Raw genomic sequence first — 26,496 nt, forward strand, 5'->3', positions numbered from 1 at the left:
GGGGCGCGACGGAGCTGGGAATCGACCTCGACGCCTGTCCGTCGTACGCCGAGGTGGCGTATTGCACGCCGACCACCGGGCAGAGAGGCGCAGCGTCGTCCTGGTCGGGTTAAGAGTCAGCGCCGACTCTACGGGCTGACCAGCCCTGTCTGATAGGCGATGACGACCAGTTGCGCGCGGTCGCGCGCACCCAGTTTCCCCATTGCGTGGCTGACGTGGGTGCGGGCGGTCGCCGGGCTGAGGAACAGCTCGGCGCCGATCTCGTCGTTGCTCAGGCCCTGTCCCACCAGGGCTAGCACTTCCCGCTCGCGCTGCGTCAGCACAGCCAGTCGGTTCTCCCCTGCCTGGGTGGCTGTTCGTTGCGCGGTGAACTGGGCGATGAGGCGTCGGGTGATCCGCGGCGCGAGCAACGCGTCTCCGGCGGCGACGACCCGGACGGCGTGCAGGAGCTCGGCCGGTCCGGCGTCTTTGAGCAGGAAGCCGCTTGCGCCGGCCTGCAGTGCCTCGAAGACGTAAGCGTCGGTTTCGTAGGTGGTCAGGATCAGGACTCGGACCTGTTGAAGTCCGGACGTCTTGGCGATCTGGCTGGTGGCCTGGATCCCGTCCACCTTCGGCATGCGGATGTCCATGAGCACGACGTCGGGCCGGATGGCACGGGCTCGTTCCACGGCCTCGGCACCGTTGGTAGCTTCCCCCACCACCGTGATGTCGTCTTCGAGGTCGAGCAGAACCTTGAAGCCGGATCGCACAAGACCCTCGTCGTCGGCGAGCAGAACCTTGATCGGAGCACTGCCAGGCGACGACGCGGCTGCCGCGGTCACAGGTGCGCCGTTCCGGTCGGCGCCAGGGGCAGACGTGCCTTGACTTCGAACCCGCCGCCCGGCAGGGCCCTGGCCACCAGTTCCCCGCCCAACAGCTGACAGCGCTCGCGCATTCCGAGGATCCCGCTGCCCAGCTCGGCCGAGCTGCCGGTGCCGTTGCTGGTCGGATGCTTGGCTGGTACGTGCGGGCCCGTGGCGTCATCACCTGGTGCATGCCGGCGACCCTCATCGATCACACGGATCTCCAAGACATCGGTTCCATAGTTCAGCGCTACCGTCACCCGGGTCGGGCCGACGTGGCGGATCACGTTGGTGATCGACTCCTGCAAGATCCGGTAGGCAGCACCGCCCACCGCGCTCGGCGGTGGCGCCGTTGGCGACGTCGCCTCGAGTTTGATGTCGAGTCCGGCATCGCGCGCCTTCGCGGTGAGTTCGTCGATCTGCTCCAGGCCCGGGTGCGGCACTCGCCCGTCGTGGGAATCACGAAGCACCCCGAGGATGGCCCGCATCTCCCGCAACGCCTGGGAGCTCGTCTGCTCTATGGCCACCAGTGTCTCGCGCGCCCGCTCCGGCCGCTTGTCGAGCACGTGCGCGGTGACACCGGCCTGGATGTTGATGATCGCGATGGCGTGAGCGACGGTGTCGTGGACCTCCCGCGCTATCCGGAGCCGCTCGGCGTCAACCCGCGAACGCGCTTCCTCCTCCCGAGTCCGTTCAGCCCGTTCAGCACGCTCCTGCGCTTCGGCTGCGATGAACCGCCGGGATCGGACGGACTCACCAAGGGCAGCGCTCATCACCGACGCCCCGATCCGGAAGAACACCCACCCGATGGCCTCCCGCGGTTCGATGTCGGCCGCCGCGACCAGCCAGCCGATGGTCAGCACGGTGATACCCACGCCGGCTGTCACCAGGGACCGGCGCCCATCGCCGTAGGCGGTCAGCGTGTACAGGGCGACGAAGAGCCCGAGCCAGCCGGGCCCATCCGGGAAGTCGACGCCGAAGTACACCAGGCTGGCGAGAGCGGCCGTGATGAACACCGGCACCGGCCAGCGGCGGCGCACGGCCAGCACCAGGCCACTCACGATCAGCAGGACGTACCCGAGGTGCCCGAGATCGGCCAGCGGCCGCGACCCCACCTCTGCAGGTTTCGCGGCGGTGCCCTGAACCTGCATCACGGCCACGAAGAGTCCGAGCAGGACGTCCTGTGCCAGGACAGGCAGGCGGAACGGCGCCGCTCGGCGTTTCATGTTGCGATGATAGTGGCCGCGCCCGGGTGACCGGCTACGACGACGGGCGTGACCAGGTGCGGGCCGCCTACGCAAATCTGCGTAGGAACTGCCATCCGCTGCCCGAGGACGCGCGCGGGTCGGCGACGCGACGATCGCTTCCGTGAATCAACCAATTACGGTTCCAATGACTGATGCGGTGCCCGCCCGCGACAATCGCCAACGGTCACCCGACGCACCGCGGCCGGGACCGCTGGGCAGACTCGCGGGCCTGGCCTTTCGCCGGCGGGGAAGAGTGCTGATCGCCTGGGCCGTGGGCCTCGTCATCGCCTTCGGGCTGTCGACGGCTTTCGGGGGCGAGTTCGCAAACGCCTCCTCCGCGCCGGGCTCTGATTCCGAGCAGGCACAGCGCCTGCTGGGAGAGCGGTTCCCGGGCCAGTCCGGCGACACGGTGCGGGTGGTGGTGCGTGCGGACGAGGTCACCAGCGCCGAGGTGCGACGTGGCGTCAGCGCGCTGCTCGGCGAGCTGGGACGCATGCCGCACGTAGCGTCGGTCGAGGATCCGTACTCCGCCAAAGGCTCCATCGCGCCGGACGGCCGGACGCTCGCCGCACGCGTCTATCTCGATGTCACCAACCCCAACGACATGCCGGTCGAAGACACCGAACGGCTGCTGGCCGCCGCCGAGGCGGCCGAGCGCGACGGGCTGGAGATCGCGCTCGGTGGACGGGCCGTGCAACTCGCCGAGGCGACCCGGTCGGGATCCGAGCTGATCGGGCTGCTCGCGGCCGCGGCGATCCTGCTGATCATGTTCGGGTCGGTGGTGGCGGCCGGGCTACCACTGGCCATGGCGATCGGTGCGCTGGCGGTGAGCGCCAGCCTGGTCGGCGTCGTGGCGGCCGTGGTGGACGTGCCCGACTTCGCGCCCATCATCGGCATGACGCTGGGCATCGCCCTGGGCATCGACTACGCGCTGCTCCTGGTGACCCGGTTCCGCGAATGGCGGGCGCTGGGACTCGACCCCGAAGCGGCGACCGTAGCGACGCTCGACACCGCCGGCCGTGCGGTCCTCGTAGCCGGTGGCACGGTCATGGTGAGCATGTCAGGGCTGTTCGTGGTGGGCCTGTCCATCATGAACGGCACCGCCGTCGTCACCATGGTGGCGACCCTGGTCGTGATGGTCGCCGCCATCACACTATTTCCCGCGTTGCTGGGCTACCTGGGGCGGCGCATCGACCGGCTCCGGGTGCCGCTGGGACGGCGTCGTGCCGCCCAGATCTCCGCCGACGGCCACCTGGTGCCAGCGGCCGGCTGGGCGCGCTGGAGCCGGCTGGTGCAGCGACACAACGTGCTCGCCATCGTGACGAGTGTCGCTCTGCTGCTGGTGCTGGCCGCGCCGTTCCTCGGCGTCCACTTCGGTCTCCCCGACGCAGGCAACGACCCCGAGGATACGTCGAATCGGCAGGCGTACGACATGCTGGCCGAGGGATTCGGCCCCGGCGAAAACGGGCCGTTGCTCGTCGCGGCGGAGGTGTCGCCAGCCGAAGGCGACGCGGCCCTCCAGCGGCTACAAGCCGAGCTCGGCCGCACGGCGGGCGTCGCAGCGGTATCGCCGCCACGGCTCGATCCTGCCGGTGACACGGCGCTGATCGTCGTCGTGCCCACCACCGGACCGCAGGAGGCCGCCACCGAAGACCTCGTCCAGACCCTGCGCGACGACGTGATCCCGGCCGCGACCAAGGGCACCAGCACAGAAGTACATGTCGGCGGCGCAACCGCGGCGGTGATCGATCTCAACGCGTTGATCGCCAACCGGCTCGCGCTGCTCATCGGTGGCGTCGTCGTCGTGTCGATGCTCCTCTTGCTGGTGGCCTTCCGCAGCGTCGTCATCGCGGTCACGGCTGCCGTGATGAATCTGCTGTCGGTGGCGGCGGCGTACGGGGTGGTGGCCTTCTTCCTCGACGGCGGCTGGGCCGGCAGGCTGGTCGGCATCGACACCGCCACCCCGATGGCCGCGTTCGTCCCGGTCATCATGTTCGCGCTGTTGTTCGGCCTCTCCATGGACTACGAGGTCTTCCTGATCAGCCGGGTGCGAGAGTCGTGGGTGCGTACCCAGGACAACAGCCGGGCCATCGTCACCGGACTGGCCAGCACCGGACGGGTGATCACCGCCGCCGCAGCCATCATGATCGTTGTCTTCGCGGCGATCGTCCCGAGTGACCAGGTCTTCATCAAGGTCTTCGGGCTGGGCATGGTCGCGGCCATCCTGGTGGACGCGACCATTGTCCGGATGCTGCTCGTGCCGGCGATCATGCATCTGCTCGGCCGCAGCAACTGGTGGCTTCCTCGCGTCATGGAGCGGCGCTTGCCCCAGCTGCACGTCGAAGGACCGCCCGATACGTTCCTGCGCCCCATCGATGACGCGGAACTGCTCCCGTCCCGGTGAGGCAGACAGCGTCTACCGGCCATCCCCCGGCAGCGGCCCGCCGGTACGACGGCCAGCTGTCACAGTCGGCCACGAGCCGTCGTCCACAGGGCGGCGACGCCCGAATCACATCTCGTGACTCAACCAACCTGAAGGAGCACATTGTGCGGAGAGTATTTGCCGGCCTGGCGATCCTGCTGATGCTGGCCGTCGTAGCAGAGTTCTACTTTGCCGGGAGCGGCGCGTTCAGCACCGCGCCCAACGACGAGTCCTTCCGGCCGCATCGCGCGCTGGGGTACGTGATCTTCCTCTTGCCGGTCCTGATGGCAATCGTCGCCGCGCTCGCCCGGATGCCAGGGCGACTGGTCGGGATGGCCGGTCTGGTCGCTGGGCTGACCGTGGTCCAGGTTGTCATCGCGCAACTCGCCAAGGCGTTCGACGACGGGGACAGCGCAACGGTCGGCCAGCTCGTCTTCGGTCTGCACGCGGTCAACGGTCTGGTCATCATGGCCGTGGTCGGGATGATCGTCCGGCAGGCGCGAGCGCTGCCGGGGCCCGCGGTGACCGATCGACCGGCCGGCGCGGGCGACGACGCGGGGATGCCCGGACCAGCAACCGGATCGGCTCAGCCGGCATCATGACAACGGGTCAGTTGATCATCGTGGACCATGCGGTCGCGCTGCTGAGCGTCGCCGCATGGCTCACGGCCGGCGTCGCTGTGGCCTTCCGGCGCGCCCGGCTGGCGCTCGGCCTTCTCGCTGCGGCTGTGCTAGTAACCCTTGCCCGGGTGACCACGGTGGCGATGCTGGCCGCTCGGGGCTGGTGGTTCGTCCAGGAGAAGCTGCTGCTGGGCCTGCCGATGCTGGCAGCCGCCGGGGTGGCCGCCGTCCTGATCGCCGGCCCGCGGCTGCTCACGGCGGCGAGGAGCGCGCCCGAAGCCGGGATACTCGCCAGCCGGGCGTCGGGCGACGGGATACCGGCAAGCAGCGTGGTCCTGCTGCTCACCGCCGGATACGCGGCCCTGGCCGGGCTCGTGGTGACCTTCCTGGCCGGGTACCCCCTGACCTGGAGCACCGCATTGATCGCCAGTTCCCTCGTCTGCGCGACCGCGCTGCTGACCGCGCGCGTCGCAGCGACGCCGGCCGACAGCACCGGCGACGCCGACATCGCGCCCATACAGGCACCGAACGGAGAGCCGGGGTTCTCGCGCCGCCGGTTCATCAGCTTGGCGGGGGGAGCAGTCGTGGCGAGTACCGGCACAACCGGCGTCGGCCTGTTGTTCATGCCGGCTGAATCCGTCACCACCGGAGGCGGTCCCGGGCGGCCGTCCAACTCCGGAGCGGCCGTGTCCGTGGCCGACCTGCGGGGGGCCGGCGCACCGGCGCCGGGCGGCACGAGGCGGGAGTACGTACTCACCGCGCAGACCGCCACCGTCCGGCTCCCGTCGGGACGTGAGATCCAGGCATGGACCTACAACGGCCGGGCCCCCGGTCCGCCGATCACCGCCACCGTCGGCGATCTGATCGAGGTGACGCTGCGCAACACCGACATCGACGACGGAGTGACCCTGCACTGGCACGGCTACGACGTGGCGTGTGGTGAAGACGGCGCACCGGGCGTGACCCAGGACGTGGTGGCACCCGGCGAGGAGTTCGTCTACCGCTTCCGCGCCGATCAGGTGGGAACCTACTGGTACCACACCCACCAGGCCTCGCACCGTGGCGTGCGCAAGGGGCTGTACGGGACCCTCGTCGTGACACCACGCGACACGCAGCAGGCGGACGAGCCCGCTCCCGCACAGCACCTGGATCTGACTCTGCCGGTGCACACATTCGACGGCACCGTGGTGATCGCCGGTCAGGACGGGCGTACCGAACAGACCGCGCCGGCCGGTACGCCCGTGCGGTTGCGGTTGATCAACACCGACTCGGATCCACACCGGTTCACGCTGGCCGGCACGCCCTTCCGGGTGACGGCCGTCGACGGCCGGGATCTCCACCAACCTGGCGAGGTTCGTGATGTGGGACTTCGCCTGCCCGCGGGCGGACGGCACGACCTGGTCTTCGCCATGCCGGACACCGCGGTGGCGCTCGTTGTCGACCACGATCACGACGGCGGCGTGCGGCTGCGTCCAGATGGCGCCGCCGCCGGTGAGGATCCGGCCGTCGAGGACACCTCCGGCTGGCCGGAGCTCGACCTTCTGCAGTACGGAGAGCCGGCCGCGGTGCCGTTGGATGCCAGCAAGGCCGACCGGCACTTCACGATCGTCCTGGACCGTGCGGTGGCCATGGTCGACGGTGCGCCGGCGTATGCGCAGACCGTCAACGGCCGTGGCCACCCGTCGATCGCTGATCAGCTCGTCACCGAAGGCGACATCGTCCGGTTCACCGTGGTCAACCGGAGCCTGGAGACTCACCCCTGGCATCTGCACGGCCATCCCGTGCTGATCATGTCCACGGACGGTAGGCCGTCGTCGGGCAGCCCACTGTGGATGGACACGTTCGATGTCCGTCCCGGGCAGGTGTGGGAGGTGGCATTCGTGGCCACGAACCCCGGGATCTGGATGAACCATTGTCACAATCTGCCCCACGCACATCAGGGGATGATGCTGCAACTCCACTATGACGGAGTCACCACGCCATTCGGCGGCTCGCACACCCCCCACACCGGAACGGGCAGGAGTCCACGGCATGGACACTGATCCACCGTGCCCTACTCGACACGCCGCCCGGTGCCCGGACGATCCCAGGTCGGATTTCGTTGCCCAGGTATACCGCCACAGCCGCACCGTCATCGATGCCGAACTGCGGCGCCTGGCCCGCAAAGTCCCCTCCTTGCGTCGGGCGGACCTGGACGTCATCGCCGCGACCCTGGAGGAAATAGCTGAGTCCTTGCTTCTCGCTCGGCTGCGCAACGCACCGCAGGACACCGCACCGCTGCTGCGGCTCTTCGACACCCACAGGGTCGACTTGTGACGCGGTCCCACCGGTCCGCCCCACCAGCCACCAAAAAACTCTCGGGGCGGGCGATAATCAGGCTGAACCGCCCGCCGGGCGGCCCTGACGGACGGCGGGACAACAACGCTCACCGCTCGCCCCGCAGCACTTCCCGGTGACTGCGATGCGGGTACCGGAGGCGGTCTGTGGTTGATCGGCTGGAACTGGCGATCTTGATCGGTCTGCAGGCGTCGGGCAAGACAACGTTTCGCCGCCGCCTGCTGACCGACAATCATGTGGTGGTCAGCAAGGACGCCTTCCCGAATGCCCGCCATCGCCAAAGCCGTCAGATGCGGCTGGTCAACGAGGCCCTGGCCACGAGGCATTGCGTCGTGGTGGACAACACCAATCCCTCACCTCACGAGTGGCAACCGCTGATCGAGGCTGCCCGCGCCCACGGCGCGATGACGGTCGGGTACTGGTTCCCGCCCGATCTGCCTGCGGCGCTGGACCGCAACGCGGCGCGCGAGGATCGAGCCCGGGTGCCGGACGTTGGGCTGTATGACACGCTCAAGCGGCTCCGACGCCCTCGGCGGGCCGATGGATTCGACCGGCTGTACGAAGTCCGGTTCGACGGCAGGGGCGGGTTCCAGGTCGAGCCGATGCCAGGCTGAGGGGTGACACCGCACCTCCCCGGATCAAGGGGCACCGTCGTGCGCGGTGACGTAGCTGCGGTAGATCTCGGCGCCGACCACGAGGTCCTGCCACGGCATGCCGGTCCCCTTGAACAGCCTGGGTCCACCGGTGGACATCTGCGCGCTGCCGGTCACGACGTCGCGCAGCGCGTACAGGTCCTCCTCGCGCACGACGCCGGCGGCCAGGGGGATCACGACGTCGCCCGCCTCGCGTAACGCGCTGGCGCGAGATTCGACGACGACGCTCGCGCGGTTGACGAGTTGGTCGTCGACCTCACGCATGCGCGGGGAGTGTGAGCCGATCGCGACGACAACGGCGTCCGCCTTGACCAGGGTGCCGTCGAAGAGCGGCGCCGGTGCGCTCGTGCAGCAGCAGATGATGTCCGCCTGCTCCACCGCCGCCGCGGACGCGTCGGGGCCGGACACCCGTAGCGGGACGCCGGTGCCGGCGAGGTGCGCGGCGAGACGGTCGCGGCGTGCGCTGTCGCGTCCCACGAGCGAGACCTCGCTGATCTCGTGCAGCGCGAGCATCGCCTCCGCGTGGCCGCGCGCCTGCGGTCCGGTACCGAACACCGTGAGCCGGAGCGGGCCGGCCCCCTTGCCGGGCAGGAGGTGTCGTACGGCGAGCGCGGAGACCGCGGGGGTGCGCAGGTTTGTCAGGGCGACACCGTCGATGATGGCGGCCGCACGTTGCTCGGGACCTTCGAAGAGGATGAACGCCCCCTGGATGAGCGGCGGTCCGTGGCGGGGATTGTCCGGGGTGCTGGAGAGCAGCTTCACGCCCGAGAACGTTCCCTGGGTGGACGGCATGACGAGCAGTTCGCCGGCCTGGGTGGTCACCCGGGAACGGGGTGTGTCCTGCTCGGGATCGAGGCCACCGCGGAGGGCGGTCTCCAGGGCGTTGACCGCGTCCCGGATCGGAATCTCCGCGACGTCGTCTCCGGAGATCAGGTGCATTCCGACAAACTGCCGGACAGGAGGGGCGGAGCGAGTGGGATCCTCGTTGATCTCGTTCATAGCGCCCGACGCTATGTGAAGAACTCGAGGGCGCCGACATTTCCATCCGGTCGATCACGGATCCCATCGGGGGCACGAACGTCAGCGCGATCCGCCTCCAGTCGGCCGACGCCGTGCTGACCGCCACCCCGTAGTCGCGAATTGAGGTGCGGTGCGCGGCTCGGCGCTCTACGGTTCCGCGCGTGACGATCGACATCGTGAGCTTGGGGGAGCGGCCGGACCTCGCTCCCCTGCTGGACGAGGATTTCGACGGGGCGTGGCCGCAGTTCATGCTCTGGGACCCGATGGGCGCGGTGTACTACAACGTCGCCCACGACCTCTACCCGGAGTTCGTGTTCGCGGCCGTCGACTCCGCCGAGCCCGGTCGCGCCGTCGCCCGGGCGTACGCCGTGCCGTTGCGCTGGACGGAGCCGGAGCTTCCCGACGGCGGCTGGGACCGGGTGATCCAGCGGGCCGCCATCACCCGGCTCACCGGCACGACCCCGAACATCGTCTCGGCCATCGAGATCTGCATCCGGCCCGACCGGCGCGCCGCGGGGCTTTCCGCCCTGATGCTCGCCGCCATGCGGCAGGCCGTCGCCGAACTCGGCTACGACACCCTGGTCGCCCCGGTCCGCCCGAGCGGCAAGCACACCCGCCCCGAGCTGCCGATGACCGCGTACGCGGCGCAGGTCCGCGAGGACGGCCTGCCCGTCGACCCGTGGCTGCGGGTGCACGTACAGGCGGGTGGGCGCATCGAGCGGGTCGCCACCCGGTCGATGATGATCAGCGGGACGCTCGCCGAGTGGCGCTCCTGGACCGGCCTGCCGTTCGACGCCAGCGGGCCGGTGCTCGTACCGGGAGCCCTGGTGCCGGTGCACTGCGACGTGGCGCACGACCACGCCGTCTACGTCGAACCCAACGTCTGGGTCCGCCACCGGCTGTAGGCGAGGCCGGGACGGCTGCCCTACGGCCGGATGTCCAGGGCGCCGATCAGCCCGTCGCGCAGCGTGAACCGGTGGCGCAGTCGGACCGGGCTGCCCGGAAACGTGCCCGTGACCAGTGTCGTGACGACCAGGTTGCCACCGGCCTCTTCCGCGACGGCCTCCGGTATGGCCCTGTAGTCGAACTCGGCCGCGGTCCGCTCGCGCCAGGCCCGGATCGCCGCCGGGCCCTCGTAGGTCCGGTCCTCGTCGGCGACGATCGCGTCGTCGGTGAAGCAGCCGACGAAGGCGTCGACGTCGGGCTCGGCCGTCAACTGGTAGTAGCGGACGATCACGTCGGGAACGGTTTGGGTCATGTCGCTCTCCTCGCGTGTCGCCGCCCGCTTACCCGACGAGACACCGGTCATTCCCGCCGTCGCCGGCGCCGGCCCGGCCGGTGCCGGCCGGCCGGCCGGCGAGAGCTTGAGCGTGCGCGGCGGTCACGCTGCCGCCCCGGGCGGAGGGTCCAGCTCGACGGTGACGGTCGAGCCGGGAGCGAGCGAAAAGGACCTGCCCCACACGGCCACCTGGACGGGCTGGTCCGCTCCGGGGGCGGCGCAGATCTGCAACCGCTCGTGATCCACGTGCAGGGAAATCAGCTGGTTCTGATAACGGATCACGCAGTCGAGCCCGTCGAGCCCGTCCGGCAGCAGCGGGTTGAGCCGGAGCATGTCGCCGCGGACCTCCAGTCCGGTGTAGCACCGTTGCAGGATGTCCAGCGCTCCGGCGGTGGCGCCGAGATGTATGCCGTTGCGCGTCGAGCTGTGCTCCGGATCCGCGAGATCGGTGCCGAGCGCGGTCAGCAGCATCTCGAAGGATTGACGACGGTCCGTCCGGGCCAGGACCCACGCGTGCGCGACCCGGCTCAGGGTGGATCCGTGTGCCGTGCGGGACAGGTAGTAGTCGACGGTGGCGGGGATTCGGGCCGGGTCGAAATCGTAGCCGAGGCCCCGCACCAGCCCGGCGAGTTCGTCGGCGCTGAACAGGTAGAGCAGCATGAGCACGTCGGCCTGCTTGGAGATCTTGTAGCGGTTCGGGTCCTTGCCCTCGGCCTGCAGCATCGACCCCAGCAGCCGCAGGTCGCCGTACCGCCGCCGGTACCGGTCCCAGTCCAGTTCCGCCAGATCGCCGTACCCTTCGAACTGGGCGAGGATCCCGTCGTCGAGGAAGGCCAGCCGTAGTCGGCGCGCGATGTATCGCCACCGGCGGCATTCGTCGTCCGTCGCGGCGACGTCGGGCCAGGGCATCATGCCGGGATGCCGGCTGAGGATCGCGGTGGCCTCGTCGGCGCGGCCGAGCACCCACGCGACCATCACGTTGATGTACGCCGAGTTGTCCAGGCCCTGGCCGGGCCGGCCCGGGTACCCGTCGTGGTACTCGTCGGGTCCCATCACGCCGCGGATGTCGTACCGGTCGTCGGACGGCTGGTAGGTGGCCAGTCCGGCCCAGAGTCGCGCCGTCTCGGTCAGCAGTTCCAGCCCGCACCCGGCGAGGAAGGACAGGTCACCGGTCGTCTCCCAGTACCGCCACACGCAGTAGGCCACGGCCAGGTTGACGTGCTGCTGCCGGCCGGTGTAGTCGTCCACCGACTGTCCGGTCACGGGCGATGGCGAACAGTCGGGGCTCTCATCCCGGCCGCTGTCACCGCTCTGCCAGGGAAACAGCGCACCTGCCATGCCCGCCGTGGCCGCCTGCCGCCGCGCCGCGGTCAGCCGCCGGTGCCGGTACTTCAGCAGGGCCCGGGTCAGCTCCGGGAACCGCAGATTGAGGTACGGGTAGACGAACAGCTCGTCCCAGAAGATGTGTCCGTGGTAGCCCTCGCCGTGCAGCCCTCGCGCGGGCACGCCCGCGTCCAGATCGAGGGTGTGCGGCGACAGCGTCTGCAACAGATGGAAAGTCTGCACCCGTACCGACAACTGCCAGGCGTGCTCCTCGCCGACATCGAGCCGGAAACGCTCCCACAGGCGGGCCCAGGCGGCGGCGTGCTCGGCCAGCAAGGCGCCGAACGTCCCGGCGTAGCGCAGCTCTTCGAGTGCGGCCGTCAACGGTTCGGACACCGCCAGGTCCTGGGTGGAGAACACCGCAACGGTCTTCTCCACGCAGACCGGTTCGCCGGGCGTCACGTCGATCCCGATGATCTGACTCACGTCGTCCGGCTCGTGGACGGCGGCCGGCGTGCTGTGGGCGACGGCGGTGTCGGTGATTCTGGTGCGCGCGGTGACGGCCACCTGGTGCCGTGCGCAGGTGGTCACCGCCGTCAACCAGATGGTCTCCCCGTCGTCCTCGCCGGTGGCCACGTCGGTGAGGTGCCGGCCGCAACCGCCCGCTTCCGCCGGCGCGTTCGCGTTGACCACCCGACCGTCGATGCCCGACCTGATCTCCAACCGGCCCGACCAGTTCTCCGCGACGATGCTCGTCTCCAGCGCCGCCAGATGGGGATTCGCCATCGACACCAGTCGTCGCTGGCGGATCCGGGTCCGCCGCTGGTCCCGGTCGACCACGAGCAGTTCCCGGCGGTACAGCCCGCACCGCAGATCCAGCGCCCGGTGCTCGTGCACGCGGTGCCCCTGCCCCGGTGCGAGCCAGTCCCCGCCGGCGGGACGGAACGTCAACGGCAGCCAGTTCGGCAGGTTGACGATGCTCTCCGTGCCGTCCGGCAGGCCGGTGCCGGAGAGCCGGTTGTGGAAACCGGCCAGGTAGGTGCCGGGATAGTGGACCCCGTCGGCCCAGGCCTCCGGAGCCGCCCCCCGGGTGGCCAGGTACCCGTTGCCCAGGGTCAGCATCGTCTCCCGCGTACCTTCACCCGGTCCGTCACCGTTCCGGTACGCCAACACCCAGCCGCCCGGCAGACTCTCGGTGCACAGCTCACACCCAGGGTCCACGTCCGCCGGCACCCGGTACTCCTCTCCCACGGCGCGCTGCCCTTTCCCCGGCTCGGGCTCGCCAAACTCGAGGAGGGGTGGCCGGTCAGGTGACGCCCTGGAGGTGGGCGACCATGTCGGAGACGGGTGGCCGTGGGCGCGGGCGGTGCACGAGGAAGATGTCGCGGGCGATCGGCTGGTCGAGGTCGCGGACGACGTAGTCACCCGGTTCGGCGGAGCGCAGGGTGGTGTCCGGGACGACGGCGACGCCGATGCCGGCGCTGACGAGGGCGAGGGTGACCGCGTAGTCCCGGGTCTCGTAGGACACGCGCAGCTCGACGCCGGCCCGTCGGGCCGCCCCGTCCAGGGCCACCCGGTTGGGCACCCCGGGCCCGCCGGAGATCCACTCGTCGGTGGCGAGCCCGGCCAACGTCAGCCGGTCGGTGCCGGCGTGGCGGTGGCCGGTGGGCAGCACGAGCCGCAGCGGGTCGGCCATCAGGTGCGCCCGGTGCAGGCCGGTGGCGGGCGGCAGCGGCACGTCGGGGTAGCGATGCGTGATCAGCAGATCGAGGTCGCCGGAGGTGACCAGGCCGTACCCGTCGGGCGGCTCGATGTCCAGCAGGGTGAGGCGCACCTGCGGGTGGGCGCGGCGGAACGTGGCCAGTGCGGTGGGGACGAGCGCCTTACCGGCGCTGGCGAACGTGCCGACGGACAGGTGCTCACGGGGCAGCCGGCGGGCGCCCCGGACGGCCTCTTCGGCGTCGTGGAGAGCGCCGAGGACACCTTCCCCGTGCCGGACCAGCAGCTCGCCGGTCGCGGTCGGCCGTACCCCGCCGGGTCCGCGGTCGACGAGGCGATCGCCGACCTCCCGTTCCAGCTTCGCCAGTTGCTGGGACAGGGCCGAGGCGGTGAATCCCATGCGCTTGGCCGCCGCCGCGATCGAGCCGGCGTGGGCGACCTCGACGAGGACTCGCAGCCGCTCCACGTCCAGTCCCATTAGCGTTCCTTACTTCCCGTTAGTAAGTCCCGCTCCAGCTTATGGGCCGAGGACGGGCAGAGTAGGAGCATGATCCGACACGCACAGATCGGGGCGGCGACGCTGCCGGCGGCCGAGGACGTCCGACGGGCCGCCGAGCGGATCGCGCCGCACATCCGGCGTACGCCCGTACTGGAAGCGGACGTGGACGGCCGCCGGCTGACGCTGAAGCTGGAACACCTGCAACTCACCGGCTCGTTCAAGGTCCGCGGCGCGCTGAACGCGCTGCTGAGCGGGCCGGGCACCGGCCGGGTGGTGACCGCCTCGGGCGGCAACCACGGGCTCGGCGTGGCCGCCGGCGCCCGGCTGCTCGGCGTCCGGGCCACGATCTACGTGCCGCAGACGGTGCCACCGGCCAAGCAACGGCGCATCGCCGCGACCGGTGCCGACGTGGTCCGGCACGGCCGGTCGTACGCCGAGGCCGAACTCGCCGCCCGGACGTACGCCGCCGAGCAGGGACTGCGTTACCTGCCCGCGTACGACGACCCCGACGTCGTGGCCGGGCAGGGCACGGTGGGCCTGGAGATCGTGGACCAGGCGCCGGACTGCGACACCGTGGCGGTTGCCGTCGGCGGCGGCGGGCTGATCGCCGGGGTGAGCCTGGCGGTCGGGACGCGCGCCGTCGTCGGTGTGGAGCCGGCCGGGTGTGCCAGCCTGCACGCCGCGGTTGCCGCCGGGCAACCGGTCGACAGCCCGGTCGACTCGGTGGCCGCGTCCGCGCTCGGCGCGAGCCGGGTCGGGCGGATCCCGTACGCGATCCTCGGGGCGACCGCCCCGCAACTGGCCCTCGTCGACGATCGCCAGATTGCCGCTCGTGACCGGCTCTGGGAGGAATTCCGGCTGGCCGTGGAACCGGCCGGCGCCGCCGCGTTCGCGGCCTGGCTGGCCGGCCAGGTCCCCGGCGACCACGCCTGCCTGGTCGTCTGCGGGGCCAACGCCGACTGGTCCCCGACCGGCGAGAGCCGGTGAACGGGCAGCCCGCCCTGCCGGCAGGCCGGCAGCTGGAATATCGCGGGCTCGGGAGAGCCCGGTGCCATAGATTGGCCTGGTGAACGAGGCGGTTACCGTAGTCGAGCGGGTGGTGACCGACCGGGGTGAGCTGGTGCTTCGGCAGTCCGGCGGGCACTTCGAGATCGTCGACAACGGCGTGTTCCTGATGGACACCCGGGCCGGAGCGTCGGAGCGGCTGCTCGTGCGCGAGGCGCTCAACCTGGTACGGCCCGGGGCGCGGGTGCTGATCGGCGGACTGGGGGTGGGCTTCTCGCTGGCCGAGGCCGCGGCCTCCAGCGTGCCCGCGGAGATCGTGGTGGTGGAGATCGAGGAGACGCTCATCGACTGGCACCGCCACCGTCTGGCCGCCTACAGCGGAGGGGCGCTCGACGACGCCCGGGTGCGGATCGTGAACGAGGACCTCCTGGCCTGGCTTCGTACCACCCGGGAGGTCTTCGACGCCATCTGCCTCGACATCGACAACGGCCCCGACTGGACCGTCTTCCAGCCCAACGTCGCGCTGTACGACGACGCGGGCACCGCCCTGCTGCGCGACCGGCTCGCAGCCGACGGCGTGCTGGCCGTCTGGAGCGCCTCGGCCGCGCCGGCGTACGCCGCCCGGCTGGAGGCGGTCATCGGTCCGGTCGACACCCACCTCGTCGAGGTGCCGCGCGGCGAACCGGACGCCGTCTACGTGGCGCGCCGTGCGGCCCCCGGCAATCCGTGATTCCTGAAGGCCCTACCGGTTCAGGTCCCAGTCAGGTCGCCCGCAGTCGCGCCACCAGGTCGCGGACGGCGGCCTCGAAGTCGTCGTCGGGGCCGAACCGGTGTCCCTGGACCGGTGGCGGCACGGTGTCGTCCGGCGGGGCCGGCAACCCGTGCGGGTCACGCAGCCGCCGATCCACGATGTTCGCCGGATCAGCCGGGTCGGTCGGCCTCCCGGCGATCGAGCGGCCCGGGTCCGGGGCGAAGATCCAACCACCGATCGGGTCGGTGTCCCGCCACAGGTTGAGCCAGCGCCAGCTCACCCGGTCGCCGATGTCGCACAGCGTGGCGTGGCCCAGGTGCGCGGGGAAGAGCCTGCTGTAGAGGCGGCGCAGCGGAGAGGCATGGGTCAGCAGCGCGATCCGGTCGAGGCAGGCAGGCTGCAGTTGCAGTACGGTTGCCGCCGCCAGGACCGCGCCGTGGCTGTGCCCGGAGAGGACCAGGGTTCCGTCGTGGCTGGTCAGGTGCCGGATTCGTCGGGTGAGCTCCGGTACGGCGCGTTCGGAATAGCAGGGCGGGGCGAGCGGGTGGGCGGCGCGCGGCCAGAACGTGGCCACGTCCCACAGCACTCCGACGAAGCGGGTACGCGCGCTCGGCTTGTGGGTCAGCAGCGCGGCGACCGCCATCGCGATGGCGAAGAGCCCGGCCAGGTTGGTGCCCAGGTGGCTGACGAACACCGTCGCTCGGGCCAGCGACTCTCCCCCGATGCGGAGGCTCAGATCGCGCGGCCCGATGCCCGCGAGCGACAGTCCGGCGGAGCCGAGGATCAGCACGAAGATGACCGCGTACGCGGCGGGCAGTGGCCAACTCCGGTCGGTGAGCTGCGCCTGGGCGATGGCGTTGCGCACCGCGCGGACCCGCGGGTGCGATTCCGGCGGGGCGTCCGGGAAGTCGCGGCGCAGGATCTCCATCGCCACCCGCCGCCGGTGCCACCTGGTCAGCAGGCTGCGCAGGAGGGCGGCGACCGCGGTCACCAGCAGGGCCACGAAGAAGCCCATCGCGGCCCACCGGTACGCCAGCGGCGGTAGCAGCGGTGGGACCCCGGCCGGCAGCAGGCGGCGCGGTGTCGGGTTGACGTCCCGGTCGAGATAGTCGGAGGCCGTGTAGACGAGGGCGGACGAGAACGCCACCCCGAGGCCGATGGCGAAGGTGATGACCACGGGGGCGCCCAGGCCGCCGAGGAACGTCGCGGTCCTCGTCCGCCTCGGCCGGCGGATCACGAGCGCGCTGAGGATCAGCAGCAGCACGACCTGGCTCACGTAGAGCCAGGCGACCAGGGAGCCGTAGCCGGGCAACTCGGCCCCCGGGATCCACCGGGACCGGGGCAGGGCGGCGTAACCGAGGGTCAGCGCGGTGACCACCAGCATGGCCACCAGCACGGTACGACTGGCCAGTCCGAGCCGCCGGTCGTGCGGGTGGCCGGGCCGGGCCGGGCGGCAGAGCAACGCCGTGGCGGCGACCATGACGGCGACGGTGAGGGCGACCAGGCCGTAGCCGGCCCTCCGGTTGTCGTGCGGGGCGATCACGCTGAGCAGGACGACGTCGACGGCGCCCAGGGCGATCGCGACGTGCAGTTCCCGCAGCCGGCGCAGGAGGATCCGGTTGTCCCAGAAGTCGTGGTCGTCGAGCCGGAACGCGCCGAGACCAGCCGGCGCGGCTGTGGCGGAGGCGTCCTCGGACAGCCGCCACGACCGCGCGCCGAGCCACCAGACGACCGCGACGGCGGCGATCGGCACCAGGGCGGCCAGCGCCACGCGCTGACCCGGCTGCACGCCGGCGATCCAGGAGATCGGCCGGCGGCCGTCGGTGCACCGGGGGTCGGCGGCGCACTGCCAGGCGACCAGGTCGATCGCCACGCCGGTCACCGACAGCACGTACATCGCGGTCAGGGTCCCGGCCAGCATCCGGCAGGCCGCGCGGCCGACCGCCCCGGGGCCGGGCGCGGCCGGCGGCAGCATCCAGATCGCGATGTTGCTCAGCATGAACGGCAGCAGCAGCATCAGGGAGAAGGCCCGGCTGGCCCTGCCGCCGGTCAGGTTGCCCCAGCGGTAGGCCTCGATCAGCACCCCGCCGGGTCCCCGCGGGTCGCCGAAGCCCGCCTTGGGGCGGAAGAATCCTGCGTTCTGGTCGCCCGCCACCCTCGTCACGATCGGTCGATCGAGGCTCTCCTCCGCGCTGGAGCCGCCGACGCCGGGTACCCGCAACTCCGTCGTTTCCACCGGCACCTGCCGTCCCGTCGTCTGTTCGCCGCGGCCGCTTACCCGTTGCGTCGCGCCCTACGCGGCGTCGGCCGGTCAACCTGCGGCCCGAGGACGCGGACTGCCTGTCCGCGGCTTCAGCCGCGGTTCGCCTCGAGCGCCAGCAGGCCCTGGGCCTGCACGACGGAGACCGACAGGGTCTTGTAGCCCACATCGTCGAAGAGCACGGTCATCCGGTCCTTCTCGTACCCGAGTACCATGCCTGATCCCCATTTGGCGTGCCGGACGGTGCTGTGCAGTGGGTACGGCCCGTCGCCCGGGATCACCTCGGAGGTGCCGCCGTGGCAGTTGTCGCAGTGCCCGCAGGGACGGCTCAGCTGCTCTCCGAAGTAGCCCAGCAGTGACTGCACACGGCAGCCCCGGCTCTCGGCGAATCGGCGCATCATGTCGGTGCGGGAACGCTGCCCGGCCTGATAGCGGGCGTACTCGGCCAGCGCCTCCCGAGCCGCCTGATCGGGCAGGGGCGCATACCGAGGGACGGTGAGCTCGCCCTTGGCGCCTGCCGTCACCGCGCCGACCTGCTCAAGCAGACCGATGTGGCTGGCGACCTTGCGCTGCCCCAGGCCGGTGGCCTTTGCCAGCGCGCTGCGCGTCACCGGGCCGTTGTGCAGGACCGCCGCCACCGCTCGCAGTTCCTTCAGTTCAGGCGCGCCGCCGTTGAAGAAACGTTGCAGGGCAACGTCTTCGGCTCGGTAGAGCAGCAACGCCCGGGCGGGCTCACCGTCGCGCCCGGCCCGCCCGATCTCCTGCAGGTAGCTGTCCGGTGAGTCGGGCAGCGCCACATGTGCCACCCAGCGGAGGTTCTGCTTGTCGATGCCCATGCCGAACGCCGACGTGGCGACCATGATCGGCACCCGGTCGGCGAGGAAGTCTTCGTGGCGGCGGTGACGCACCCCGGCCGCCATACCGCCGTGGTATGCCTGTGCGGGAAAACCCGCGTCGGACAGCCGTTCCGCGAGTTCCTCGGCGGCGCGCCGGGTCGGCACATACACGATGCCGGGCGGGTCGGTCTCCTTGAGCAGGGTGAGCAGCCTGCGCCAGCGGTAGTCCTCGCTGGGGCAGTGCGCCGCCGCCACGAAAAGGTTCGGACGGTCCAGCCCGGACAGGACCAGCCGCGGCTTGCGCATGCCGAGCCGCGCAGTGATGTCCTCGCGCACCGGCGGCGATGCCGTGGCGGTCAACGCCACGACCGGCGGGCGTCCCAGGCCGCGGATGAGGTGGCCGAGTGTGAGGTAGTCGGGGCGGAAATCATGCCCCCACGACGAGATGCAGTGCGCCTCGTCAACCGCCACCAGCGCCGGACGCAGCGCGCGGACCTCGGCCAGCCGCTCCGGGGAACTGAGCTGCTCCGGCGTGATGAACAGGAATTTCGCGGCACCCGAGCGCAGCTCGGCCAGCGCCGCGGCCTGCTTGCTCGGGCTCTCCGCGGAGCTGATCCGAACAGCGCGCAAAGCAGGATCCGCCCGCTCGTTGAGGTTGCCGATCTGGTCCTGCTGCAATGCCAGCAGCGGGGAGATCACCACCGTGGGGCCGCGCAGCAGCGTGGCGGGAACCTGGTAGACGGCGGACTTTCCGCCCCCGGTTGGCAGCACGACCAGCGTGTCGCGGCCCGCCAGCAGCGCGCGCATCGCGCGCATCTGCGTAGCTCGAAGCTTCTGCCAGCCGAAGTGTCTACGGGCGGCGCGGCGTAGCCGCAGGGAGGGGAATAGAAACATCATCGCCGGGCATGCTAACCAACCGCACTGACGGACATAAGATCATCCCAGGGCCGTCGTACGCCTCGTCCTCGGCCACGCCGTCGGGCCGGACGAGCCGCTGCCCGACCAGATCCGGGCATGCTGACTCCTGCCGGGCCCCGACCGTGACCGAGCAACGACGGTCGGTATCAGGGGTTTTCATCGTTGTGTTCCATCGGTACGGTGCCCGGATGCGACACGTCGGAACCTTGATCGCCGCGATTGTCATCGGTCCGTTGGCCTGGATCCTTCTCGCCATCGGACAGGGCCGCTCGGTCCAGGCCTTCACCGCGGCGCAGACCAGCGGCGCCTTCAACACGGGTGACTTCGTGCGGACTGCGCTGCTACTGGCAGCGGCGGGAATCCTGCTCGGGCTCATCGCCACCCTACGATTCTCCCCGCTCGGCGCCGTGCTGACCGGGATCGTGTACGCGGGCAGCTATCTCGCCATGATGATGCGCCCGACCTGGCTGCTGCGCCTCCTCGGCCACCAGGTGACCGTGGCCGGCCAGCACGCCGACCTGGCCACCCCGGTGCGGACCGGCACCACGCTGCTGATCGGTGCCGCGATGCTGGTCGCCGTGCTCAGCGTTCAGCGGTGGCGGCGCTGGCCACGACCAGCAGCCGAGGCACCCGAGATGGCAACTCCGGAAAGCTCCTCTTCGCCCGTCGCTCTGGCACCGGACCGCCCGCTCGGTGCCGAAGGGCTCGGCCTGACGGCGGCAGGCCAGACCCAGTGGCCCGACGCGACCACCGAGAACGACACCGGACCGCAGCCGGCCGGCGTCGGTGCCACGCACTGGGCGAACACGCTGCGAAGCAACTCCGAGGCCCGGCGATAATCGGGCAGCCACGCCGCTGCTCGCATGATCGGCCCCGCATCAGGCGGGCTCGACGCGCACCGGGATGCCATGGAGCACGACGTTGCCGGACAGCGGGTCGACGGCCGTCTCGTCGGTGAGCACATTGCTGTTGACGCCGGCGGGCGCCTGCGCCGAGCTCGAGTCGGCCAACGAGACCTACCAGGATCTCATTCGGCGCCACCCGCAGCCCTGCCCGCTGGCGGGTGGGTCGCCGGTGGGTGCCGTACGTCAGGCCGGCAGGCCGGAGCAGGCGGCTCCGTCGATGGTGCAGGCCGTGGGCGTTGAGTTGATCGGTGCCCCGGACACCCGGAAGGTGACCCGGACCGAGCCGGCGCCGGGCACCTCCCCCGTGCTCCCGTCCGGCACGAAGGTCCACGTCGCGCCGGCGCGGGTGGCCCGGGCGCCGGTGACGGAGGTGACCTCGAGCGACTCCCGAGGCAGCGTGACGACCAGGGTCCACCCGGTCGCCGCGGTCGGCCCGGCGTTGCTGATCGTCACGCCGGCGCCGTAGCTGAGCAGGGCACGTTCCTCGACGGCGAAGGCGGCGCGCAGCGCGGCCGGGCTGGTCGACCCCGTCGCCGCCGGCGACGGCTCGCCCGCCGTCGTCGGAGCGGCCGGACCGGCGGGCGGCGCCTCGGTCGTCGTGCGCGCCGCCGCCGGTGGGCTGGAGGCGGCGGGCCTGGCCTCCATGCTGCGCGTACCGAACTCGGGGATCGTCGGCAGGTCGCCGTCCGGCGGCGGGTCGAGGACGACCGGGGTCAGGCGTTCCGGCGTCCGCAGCACCAGCACGACGGGTACCGCCGTGGCGACCAGCACCGCCAGTGACGCGATCACGGCGTCCCGGGTGAGCCGGGAGCCGCCACCGCGGCCGGTGAGGGCGCGCCGCACGGATCCGACCACGGCCACGATCTGGTCGAGCACAACGATCACCAGAGTCCGCCGCGGCTGGGGCGGTGATGCCGGCATGAACTCCTCCCCTTCAGATTCTGCACCGGACACCCGTCCCCGATCCGCCTCGCGGGACCAGACGCAGGTCACAGCGCGCGAAGCCCGGCGAGCATCGCCTGAAGCAGCACGACGGCGTGCTCGGCACCCGGGCACCCGGGCGACCAGGTCGTGCAGCGCCTCCGCCAGCCCGCCGGCGACCACTGACTGCCTCATCTACTGTCCTTTCGCTGCGGCCGGGTCGGGGGTGCCGACGCTGTCCGAGCCGGCGGTGCCGGGGCTCGGCGGCAGCGGTCCGTTCCCGGCCCGCCTCGGCAGTCCGTCGTCGGGGTCGGGCCCGGACGTCGACCGGCCGTGCGGGCGGCTCGGCCCGGTCGTGGCACGGTCGCCGACGGTCGGTGTGACCAGGCCGGCCGGGAGCAGGATGACCGCCGCCGTGCCGCCACGCGGGCCGGGACGCAACGAGACCTGGGCGTCGCAGCGGGCGGCGAGCAGCGCCGCGGCGTACAGCCCGGCCCGGCCGGCGGGGGGTCGCCCGGCGGGTTGCCGAGCAGGTCGTCCGCCTCGGCCAGCGCGGCGACGTCCAGGCCCGGCCCGTCGTCGGTGACCACGACGGCGCAGCCCTGCGCTCGGGGCTCGCCGGCCACCCGCACCGTGGTGGTCACCGGCGAGAACACCAGCGCGTTCTCGATCAGCTCGGCCAGCAGGTGGACGACCGTCGTGACGGCGGGTCCGGCGAGCGACCAGGGCCAGTGCGGCGCGACCAGGACCCGGTGGTGGCACGACCGCCAGCGCGGCGAGCCGGGTCCGGGTCCCGTGGTCAGCGGTCCGGGTCCGGCTCACGACGCCGGCCGTTGCGGCCAGGGCTGCCCGGCCGCACCGCGTGACCGGTCGGCCAGGATGGTCCGCAGCAGGGCCAGCAGCTCCGTGCGGTTGGCGCAGTTGAGCCGGGACCGCATCCGCGCGACGTGGTGCTCCACGGTCTTCGCGGAGATGAAGAGCCGGTCGCCGATCTCCCGGTAGGTCAGCCCGGCCAGCACCAGCTCGGCCACCTCCCGCTCCCGGTCGCTGAGCCGGTGTGCCCCGGGGGCGGCGGCGTCGGCGGACGCCGGCCGCTGCCCACCCGTGGCCCCGGCCGGCCGGCCCTGGAGCATTCGGGCGCAGTCCAGCAGCATGCTCATCGCCCGCCGGTCCGACGTGCGGATCGCGGCCTGCCCGGCGAGCCGGGCGCCGTCCCAGCACAGCCCCGCGTCGTGCAGCCCGCGGGCGGCGGCCTCCACCCGGACCGGGTCGACCTTCCCGCGCAGCACCTCGACCCAGCTGGTGGCGGCCGCGGCGACCACGGCCGCGTACCGGTTGTGGTCCGCGGCGGCGAGCAGGGCGGCCACGTGGCCGTCGGCGGCCGCCGGTTCCTCGGCGAGGATCGCCGCGTGCAACCCGCTCCAGTGCAGCGGGGTGCTCCACAGTGGCGGGTCGCCGAGCCGGGCCAGCAGCAGGCGCGCCTCCCGCAGGTACGGCTCCAGCCGGCTCAGGTCACCCAGCCGGGCCCCGGTGACGGCCAGCTCGCCCAGCGGCAGCAGCGTGAACAGATCGACCGGGTGGCGGACCACCGCCTCCAGCGCATGCCCCCACCCGCGCTGGAGGGCGCCGAGGTCGCTGTTTCGCCGGGCGATCCCCATCTCCAGCGCGGAGGCGAAGAGCAGGTCCCTCGACTCGAGCGGGCGACCGCCGCCGGTCACCGTGGCGAGCTGGTCGGCCGCGACGGCCGTGCGGCCCCGGACCATGGCGATCCAGGCCTGCAGCAGCCGGTGGCGCCGGACCATCAGCGGCCCGCCGACCCCGCTGGCCGCGGCCCGGTCGAGCACCCGCTCAGCGACGTCCAGCTCGCCGCAGTGCACCCCGGTCAACGCGGCGAGCGCCGCCGGACTGTCCGGCAGGAGCACCCCCCGCCCGGCCGGCTCCAGCAGGGCGGCGGCCTGCACGAGGGTGGAGAGCGCGGCGGTGGGTGGCCCGGCGACGCTGTCCCGGATCCCCTCGGCCATCAACCGGGCCGCGCTGGCGTGCAGGGTGGGTGGCTCCCCCGCGGGGTCGGTGCCGCGCGCGTCCGCCGCGTCGGCCGGTTGGCCGGCGGCGAGCGCGCCGACGGCGGCGAAGGACTGCGCCGACGCGCCGCCCGCCCACCGGTACAGCTCGACGCTGCGGCCGACCTGGCCGCGGTGCGCCAGCGCCGTCGCGGCGACCACCGCCGCGCCCGACCGGTCGGCCGGCGCCGCGGCGGCGAGCAGCCGGTCCGCCAGCCGCAGGGCGGCGTCCAGGTCGCCGGCGAGGGCCGCGGCGACCGCCTGCCGGAGCGCGGCCGGGCGCCCGGCGGCCGTGGCCGCCGCGAACAACTCCGCGGCAAGGGCGGGCTCGCCGGCCAGCGCCTCCTCGGCCGCGGCCTCCAGCGTCGGTGCCGGACAGTCGCCGGCCACTCCGGCCGCGAGCAACGAGCGGACCAGCGGGAGCACCGGCCCGCCCCGGGCGAGCTGCAACTCGGTGAGCCGGCGCCACACCGCCGTGCGCTCGGTGGCCGGGCTCAGCGCGGCCACCGCGCGCCGCACGATCGGCGCGAGCCGGCCGTCCGCGCCGAGCAGGCCGGCCGCCCGGGTCGCGGCGATCAGCTCGTCCACCTCGCCGGGCTCCCGGCCGAGCAACGCCCGGAGCAGGTCCACCGGCAGCGGTACGCCGGCGGCGACGGCGAGCAGCAGCCGCCGGACATCGGGCGGCAGGTCGTCCAGGTCCGCTCCGAACTGGAGGATGACCTGCCGGGGCGGCTCGGCCGGGACGCCCGGCCCGCTCTCCTGCCCGCGCAGGCCGCGGACCAGTCGCTCGACGTCGCGGGGGACGCCCGCGGTCTGCTGCTGCACGAAGTCGACCAGGTCGGGCCGCCGGCCGACCTCCGGCACGGTGGCGAGGTAGGCCGCGGTCCGCTCCCGGGCGAACGGGGTGAGCAGGACCAGGTGCCCGTCCCGCCGGAGCGCGTCGGCCAGGTCGACCAGCGCCGCCGGCCGGGGCCACGGCCGGTAGCCGACGGCGAGGCGGTGCCGACGGGTGGCCACCAGGGCGCGCAGCGCCCGCAGCCGGGCGTCGTCGAGCAGGTGCGCGTCGTCGACCACCAGCACGGCGTCCGGTTCGATCGTGTCGGGCTGGTCGGGGGCGCCCTCCAGCACCGTGCTCCCGGCCCGCCGGTAGACCCGGGCCAGGTCCTGGAGGTACGCGCTCCGGCCGTGGCCGCCCGGGCCGGTCACACCGAGTGCGAGCGGCGCGTCCGGGTCCGCCGCGACGGCGTCGAGCAGGGCCTGCGGCCCGCGGTCCAGCACCAGGCGGGACCCGGCGGCGCTGCTCTTGATCATGGTGGTCATCCTTCGCGTCCCCAGCTGCGGGTGAGCGCCAGGCGGGACGCCTTCGGCAGGTCCAGCGGGGTGATCCGGACCGGGGGGCGGGGTGGTGGCTCGCTGCGGGCCGGACGGTCGTGGTCGCGCCGACGCTGCGCCCGGACCGCCGGCGGGGCGGCCGGGCCGAGGTCGCCGGCCGGGGCGGGCTCGCCGTCCCGCTCCGGGAACCGGCGGCGCGGCGACACCACCTGGCAGGCGGCCAACGCCGCGCCGGTGGCGGCGGTCGACTGCGGATCGGGTTCCACCTCCACCGGTACCGGGAAGGTCTCGGCGAGCAGCTCGGCGACCAGCGGGATGCGGGTGGAGCCGCCGGCGAGCAGCACGCCGTCGAGCTCCGCCGGCCGCAGCCCGGCCGAGTGGACGGTCCGGGCCAGCAGGTCGACGGTCGCCTGCACGGCCGGCCGGATCATGTCCTCGAACCGCACCCGGCTCACCGGCACCCGGACCGGCCCGTTCGGCAGGGTCAGCAGCACGTCGGTCTCCGTCCCGACGGTCAGTTCGCGCTTGGCGCGGTCGCACTCGGGCAGCAGTCCGCGCAGCGCGGCGTGCGTCTCCCGGCGTCCGGCCGCGGCGAGTTCCCGGGCGAGCACGGTACGCACGTGCTCCGCCAGCGCCTCGTCGAAGTCGGCGCCGCCGATCCAGTCCAGCCCCTGGGGAAAGCCGAAGGTCTCGTAGGTGCCGCGCGGGGTGCGGCGGACCAGGGCCGCCTCGAAGGTGTTGCCGCCCAGGGCGTAGACGGCCGCCGTGCTGCCCGGGAAGCCGCGCGCCGCGTGGCTCTCGGCCACCGTGACCGTGCGGGGAAGCAGCGTCACGTTGCCCAGGCCGAGCTGCCACAGGGCGCTGTGCAGCAACTCCCGCCGGTGCCCTCCCCAGCCCGCGGGGTGGCTGAGCACGACGGCCTCGGCGGGCTCGCCCTCGCGGTCGAGGACCCGCTGCACCACCCACTCCGCCAGCACCGCGGTCAGCACCTGCGGCGGGAACGGCTCACCGGCGAGCAGGAGGGGCACGTCGTCGCCGACCCGGCGGACGAACCCCCGTGCCGTCCGGCTCCCGTCCCCGCCGTCCGGCGCACCGACCACGAGCGACCCGTCCGTGGCCAGGTGCAGCACCGACGGTACGGTCGCCGACCCGCCGTCCAGCGCGACCACCTCAGGTCGCGCCCAGGTCGCACCCCGCCGCCGGGCCACGCCGGCCGCGGTGTTGGTGCTTCCGATGTCGATCCCCAGGACGTACGGCATCCGCTTTCTTCCTTCACCGTGAGTTGGCCGGCCGGTGGCGACGGTGCGACACCGTGCGGCGACCCACCCCGGCGGAACCCCGTGGGCTCCTACGTTCGTACCAGAGATCACTCCGGCATCGGGACCCTAACTCTGGCCGGCCCAGGCCCCCCAGTCCCCCTAACAGGCGAGGCGGAAAGCACCCTAATGGGGCGGGGCGGATTGCGGGCAGATCCCCGATGACCGTGCCGGCCCGCTCCCATAGCGTCGCTGTCGACGATCAACGGTGGCTGACGCCAACGTCCGAGG

Annotated in this window: 21 protein-coding genes; 9 read left to right on the plus strand and 12 right to left on the minus strand. The window is 72.3% G+C overall.

Annotated features, from left to right (window positions below; all coding sequences use genetic code 11):
- Positions 1-128 precede the first annotated feature (128 nt).
- Both ACFOYX_RS33460 and ACFOYX_RS33465 read right to left on the minus strand, forming a co-directional pair.
- Positions 129-821, minus strand: coding sequence for a response regulator transcription factor (locus ACFOYX_RS33460; protein ID WP_109805928.1), 693 nt, complete (start codon positions 819-821; stop codon positions 129-131).
- A complete protein-coding gene (locus tag ACFOYX_RS33465) occupies positions 818-2,068 on the minus strand; it encodes a sensor histidine kinase (protein WP_322438771.1) in 1,251 nt (416 codons plus the stop codon). The genes ACFOYX_RS33460 and ACFOYX_RS33465 overlap by 4 nt, the downstream gene beginning before the upstream one ends.
- Before the next feature lie 274 nt (positions 2,069-2,342).
- Here ACFOYX_RS33465 and ACFOYX_RS33470 point away from each other — a divergent pair, with 274 nt between their 5' ends.
- The 5 genes from ACFOYX_RS33470 (at position 2,343) to ACFOYX_RS33490 (ending at position 8,082) form a co-directional block, all read left to right on the plus strand.
- Positions 2,343-4,493 (plus strand): MMPL family transporter, encoded by a 2,151-nt coding sequence (locus ACFOYX_RS33470; protein ID WP_322438772.1) that lies wholly within the window; start codon positions 2,343-2,345, stop codon positions 4,491-4,493.
- A 143-nt stretch (positions 4,494-4,636) separates the two neighbouring features.
- On the plus strand, positions 4,637-5,113 hold the full coding sequence (locus ACFOYX_RS33475) for a DUF6220 domain-containing protein (protein WP_322475069.1): 477 nt from the start codon (positions 4,637-4,639) through the stop codon (positions 5,111-5,113).
- 20 nt (positions 5,114-5,133) lie between these two features.
- Positions 5,134-7,173 carry a multicopper oxidase family protein gene (locus ACFOYX_RS33480; RefSeq protein ID WP_322438829.1) on the plus strand — a complete coding sequence of 680 codons (2,040 nt, stop codon included), beginning with the start codon at positions 5,134-5,136 and terminating at the stop codon, positions 7,171-7,173.
- A 133-nt stretch (positions 7,174-7,306) separates the two neighbouring features.
- Positions 7,307-7,447, plus strand: coding sequence for a hypothetical protein (locus ACFOYX_RS33485; RefSeq protein WP_322438774.1), 141 nt, complete (start codon positions 7,307-7,309; stop codon positions 7,445-7,447).
- A gap of 167 nt (positions 7,448-7,614) precedes the next feature.
- Positions 7,615-8,082 carry an ATP-binding protein gene (locus ACFOYX_RS33490; RefSeq protein WP_322438775.1) on the plus strand — a complete coding sequence of 156 codons (468 nt, stop codon included), beginning with the start codon at positions 7,615-7,617 and terminating at the stop codon, positions 8,080-8,082.
- Between the two features lie 24 nt (positions 8,083-8,106).
- Here the strand turns inward: ACFOYX_RS33490 and ACFOYX_RS33495 are convergent, their stop codons facing one another.
- On the minus strand, positions 8,107-9,120 hold the full coding sequence (locus ACFOYX_RS33495) for an ornithine cyclodeaminase family protein (RefSeq protein WP_322438776.1): 1,014 nt from the start codon (positions 9,118-9,120) through the stop codon (positions 8,107-8,109).
- Positions 9,121-9,302: 182 nt separating this feature from the next.
- On the opposite strand from ACFOYX_RS33495, the gene ACFOYX_RS33500 reads away from it, so the two are divergent.
- The gene (locus ACFOYX_RS33500) at positions 9,303-10,046 is read left to right on the plus strand and encodes an N-acetyltransferase (RefSeq protein WP_322438777.1); all 744 of its coding nucleotides are present in this window, start codon (positions 9,303-9,305) and stop codon (positions 10,044-10,046) included.
- A 20-nt stretch (positions 10,047-10,066) separates the two neighbouring features.
- Here ACFOYX_RS33500 and ACFOYX_RS33505 read toward each other — a convergent pair whose 3' ends face one another.
- The 3 genes from ACFOYX_RS33505 to ACFOYX_RS33515 all read right to left on the minus strand — a co-directional run bounded on the left by ACFOYX_RS33505 (position 10,067) and on the right by ACFOYX_RS33515 (position 13,940).
- Positions 10,067-10,399, minus strand: coding sequence for a nuclear transport factor 2 family protein (locus ACFOYX_RS33505; RefSeq protein ID WP_322438778.1), 333 nt, complete (start codon positions 10,397-10,399; stop codon positions 10,067-10,069).
- Between the two features lie 123 nt (positions 10,400-10,522).
- Positions 10,523-12,994 carry a glycosyl hydrolase family 65 protein gene (locus ACFOYX_RS33510; RefSeq protein WP_322438779.1) on the minus strand — a complete coding sequence of 824 codons (2,472 nt, stop codon included), beginning with the start codon at positions 12,992-12,994 and terminating at the stop codon, positions 10,523-10,525.
- 55 nt (positions 12,995-13,049) lie between these two features.
- Positions 13,050-13,940, minus strand: coding sequence for a LysR family transcriptional regulator (locus tag ACFOYX_RS33515; RefSeq protein WP_322438780.1), 891 nt, complete (start codon positions 13,938-13,940; stop codon positions 13,050-13,052).
- A 69-nt stretch (positions 13,941-14,009) separates the two neighbouring features.
- Here ACFOYX_RS33515 and ACFOYX_RS33520 point away from each other — a divergent pair, with 69 nt between their 5' ends.
- Positions 14,010-14,948, plus strand: a complete 939-nt coding sequence (locus ACFOYX_RS33520; RefSeq protein WP_322438781.1) for a threonine/serine dehydratase — start codon at positions 14,010-14,012, stop codon at positions 14,946-14,948.
- Between the two features lie 79 nt (positions 14,949-15,027).
- Positions 15,028-15,696, plus strand: a complete 669-nt coding sequence (locus tag ACFOYX_RS33525; RefSeq protein WP_236648726.1) for a spermidine synthase — start codon at positions 15,028-15,030, stop codon at positions 15,694-15,696.
- Positions 15,697-15,727: 31 nt separating this feature from the next.
- On the opposite strand, the gene ACFOYX_RS33530 is transcribed toward ACFOYX_RS33525, so the two are convergent.
- On the minus strand, positions 15,728-17,953 hold the full coding sequence (locus tag ACFOYX_RS33530) for a hypothetical protein (RefSeq protein WP_322438782.1): 2,226 nt from the start codon (positions 17,951-17,953) through the stop codon (positions 15,728-15,730).
- Positions 17,954-18,069: 116 nt separating this feature from the next.
- On the minus strand, positions 18,070-19,710 hold the full coding sequence (locus ACFOYX_RS33535; RefSeq protein ID WP_322438783.1) for a RecQ family ATP-dependent DNA helicase: 1,641 nt from the start codon (positions 19,708-19,710) through the stop codon (positions 18,070-18,072).
- 143 nt (positions 19,711-19,853) lie between these two features.
- Between ACFOYX_RS33535 and ACFOYX_RS33540 the strand changes: the two genes are divergently transcribed.
- Positions 19,854-20,570 (plus strand): hypothetical protein, encoded by a 717-nt coding sequence (locus ACFOYX_RS33540; RefSeq protein WP_322438784.1) that lies wholly within the window; start codon positions 19,854-19,856, stop codon positions 20,568-20,570.
- 39 nt (positions 20,571-20,609) lie between these two features.
- On the opposite strand, the gene ACFOYX_RS33545 is transcribed toward ACFOYX_RS33540, so the two are convergent.
- The 4 genes from ACFOYX_RS33545 to ACFOYX_RS33560 all read right to left on the minus strand — a co-directional run bounded on the left by ACFOYX_RS33545 (position 20,610) and on the right by ACFOYX_RS33560 (position 26,208).
- Positions 20,610-20,741: a hypothetical protein gene (locus ACFOYX_RS33545; RefSeq protein ID WP_322438785.1), complete on the minus strand. Its 132-nt coding sequence runs from the start codon at positions 20,739-20,741 to the stop codon at positions 20,610-20,612.
- Positions 20,742-20,819: 78 nt separating this feature from the next.
- Complete coding sequence (locus ACFOYX_RS33550; RefSeq protein ID WP_322438786.1) at positions 20,820-21,557, minus strand: cellulose binding domain-containing protein; 738 nt, start codon at positions 21,555-21,557, stop codon at positions 20,820-20,822.
- 818 nt (positions 21,558-22,375) lie between these two features.
- Entirely contained in the window at positions 22,376-24,937 is a 2,562-nt protein-coding gene (locus ACFOYX_RS33555) for a helix-turn-helix transcriptional regulator (protein WP_322438787.1), read from the minus strand.
- On the minus strand, positions 24,934-26,208 hold the full coding sequence (locus ACFOYX_RS33560) for an Hsp70 family protein (protein WP_322438788.1): 1,275 nt from the start codon (positions 26,206-26,208) through the stop codon (positions 24,934-24,936). The genes ACFOYX_RS33555 and ACFOYX_RS33560 overlap by 4 nt, the downstream gene beginning before the upstream one ends.
- Positions 26,209-26,496 lie beyond the last annotated feature (288 nt).

This window comes from Micromonospora sp. GCM10011541, assembly GCF_042650725.1.
In the GTDB taxonomy this organism is placed as follows: domain Bacteria; phylum Actinomycetota; class Actinomycetes; order Mycobacteriales; family Micromonosporaceae; genus Micromonospora; species Micromonospora sicca.

Coding starts and splice junctions, on each gene's coding strand:
- ACFOYX_RS33465 (WP_322438771.1), bottom strand. CDS start 2,068: ATGAAACGCCGAGCGGCGCCGTTCCGCCTGCCTGTCCTGGCACAGGAC.
- ACFOYX_RS33495 (WP_322438776.1), bottom strand. CDS start 9,120: ATGAACGAGATCAACGAGGATCCCACTCGCTCCGCCCCTCCTGTCCGG.
- ACFOYX_RS33505 (WP_322438778.1), bottom strand. CDS start 10,399: ATGACCCAAACCGTTCCCGACGTGATCGTCCGCTACTACCAGTTGACG.
- ACFOYX_RS33515 (WP_322438780.1), bottom strand. CDS start 13,940: ATGGGACTGGACGTGGAGCGGCTGCGAGTCCTCGTCGAGGTCGCCCAC.
- ACFOYX_RS33520 (WP_322438781.1), top strand. CDS start 14,010: ATGATCCGACACGCACAGATCGGGGCGGCGACGCTGCCGGCGGCCGAG.
- ACFOYX_RS33535 (WP_322438783.1), bottom strand. CDS start 19,710: ATGATGTTTCTATTCCCCTCCCTGCGGCTACGCCGCGCCGCCCGTAGA.
- ACFOYX_RS33550 (WP_322438786.1), bottom strand. CDS start 21,557: ATGCCGGCATCACCGCCCCAGCCGCGGCGGACTCTGGTGATCGTTGTG.
- ACFOYX_RS33555 (WP_322438787.1), bottom strand. CDS start 24,937: ATGACCACCATGATCAAGAGCAGCGCCGCCGGGTCCCGCCTGGTGCTG.
- ACFOYX_RS33560 (WP_322438788.1), bottom strand. CDS start 26,208: ATGCCGTACGTCCTGGGGATCGACATCGGAAGCACCAACACCGCGGCC.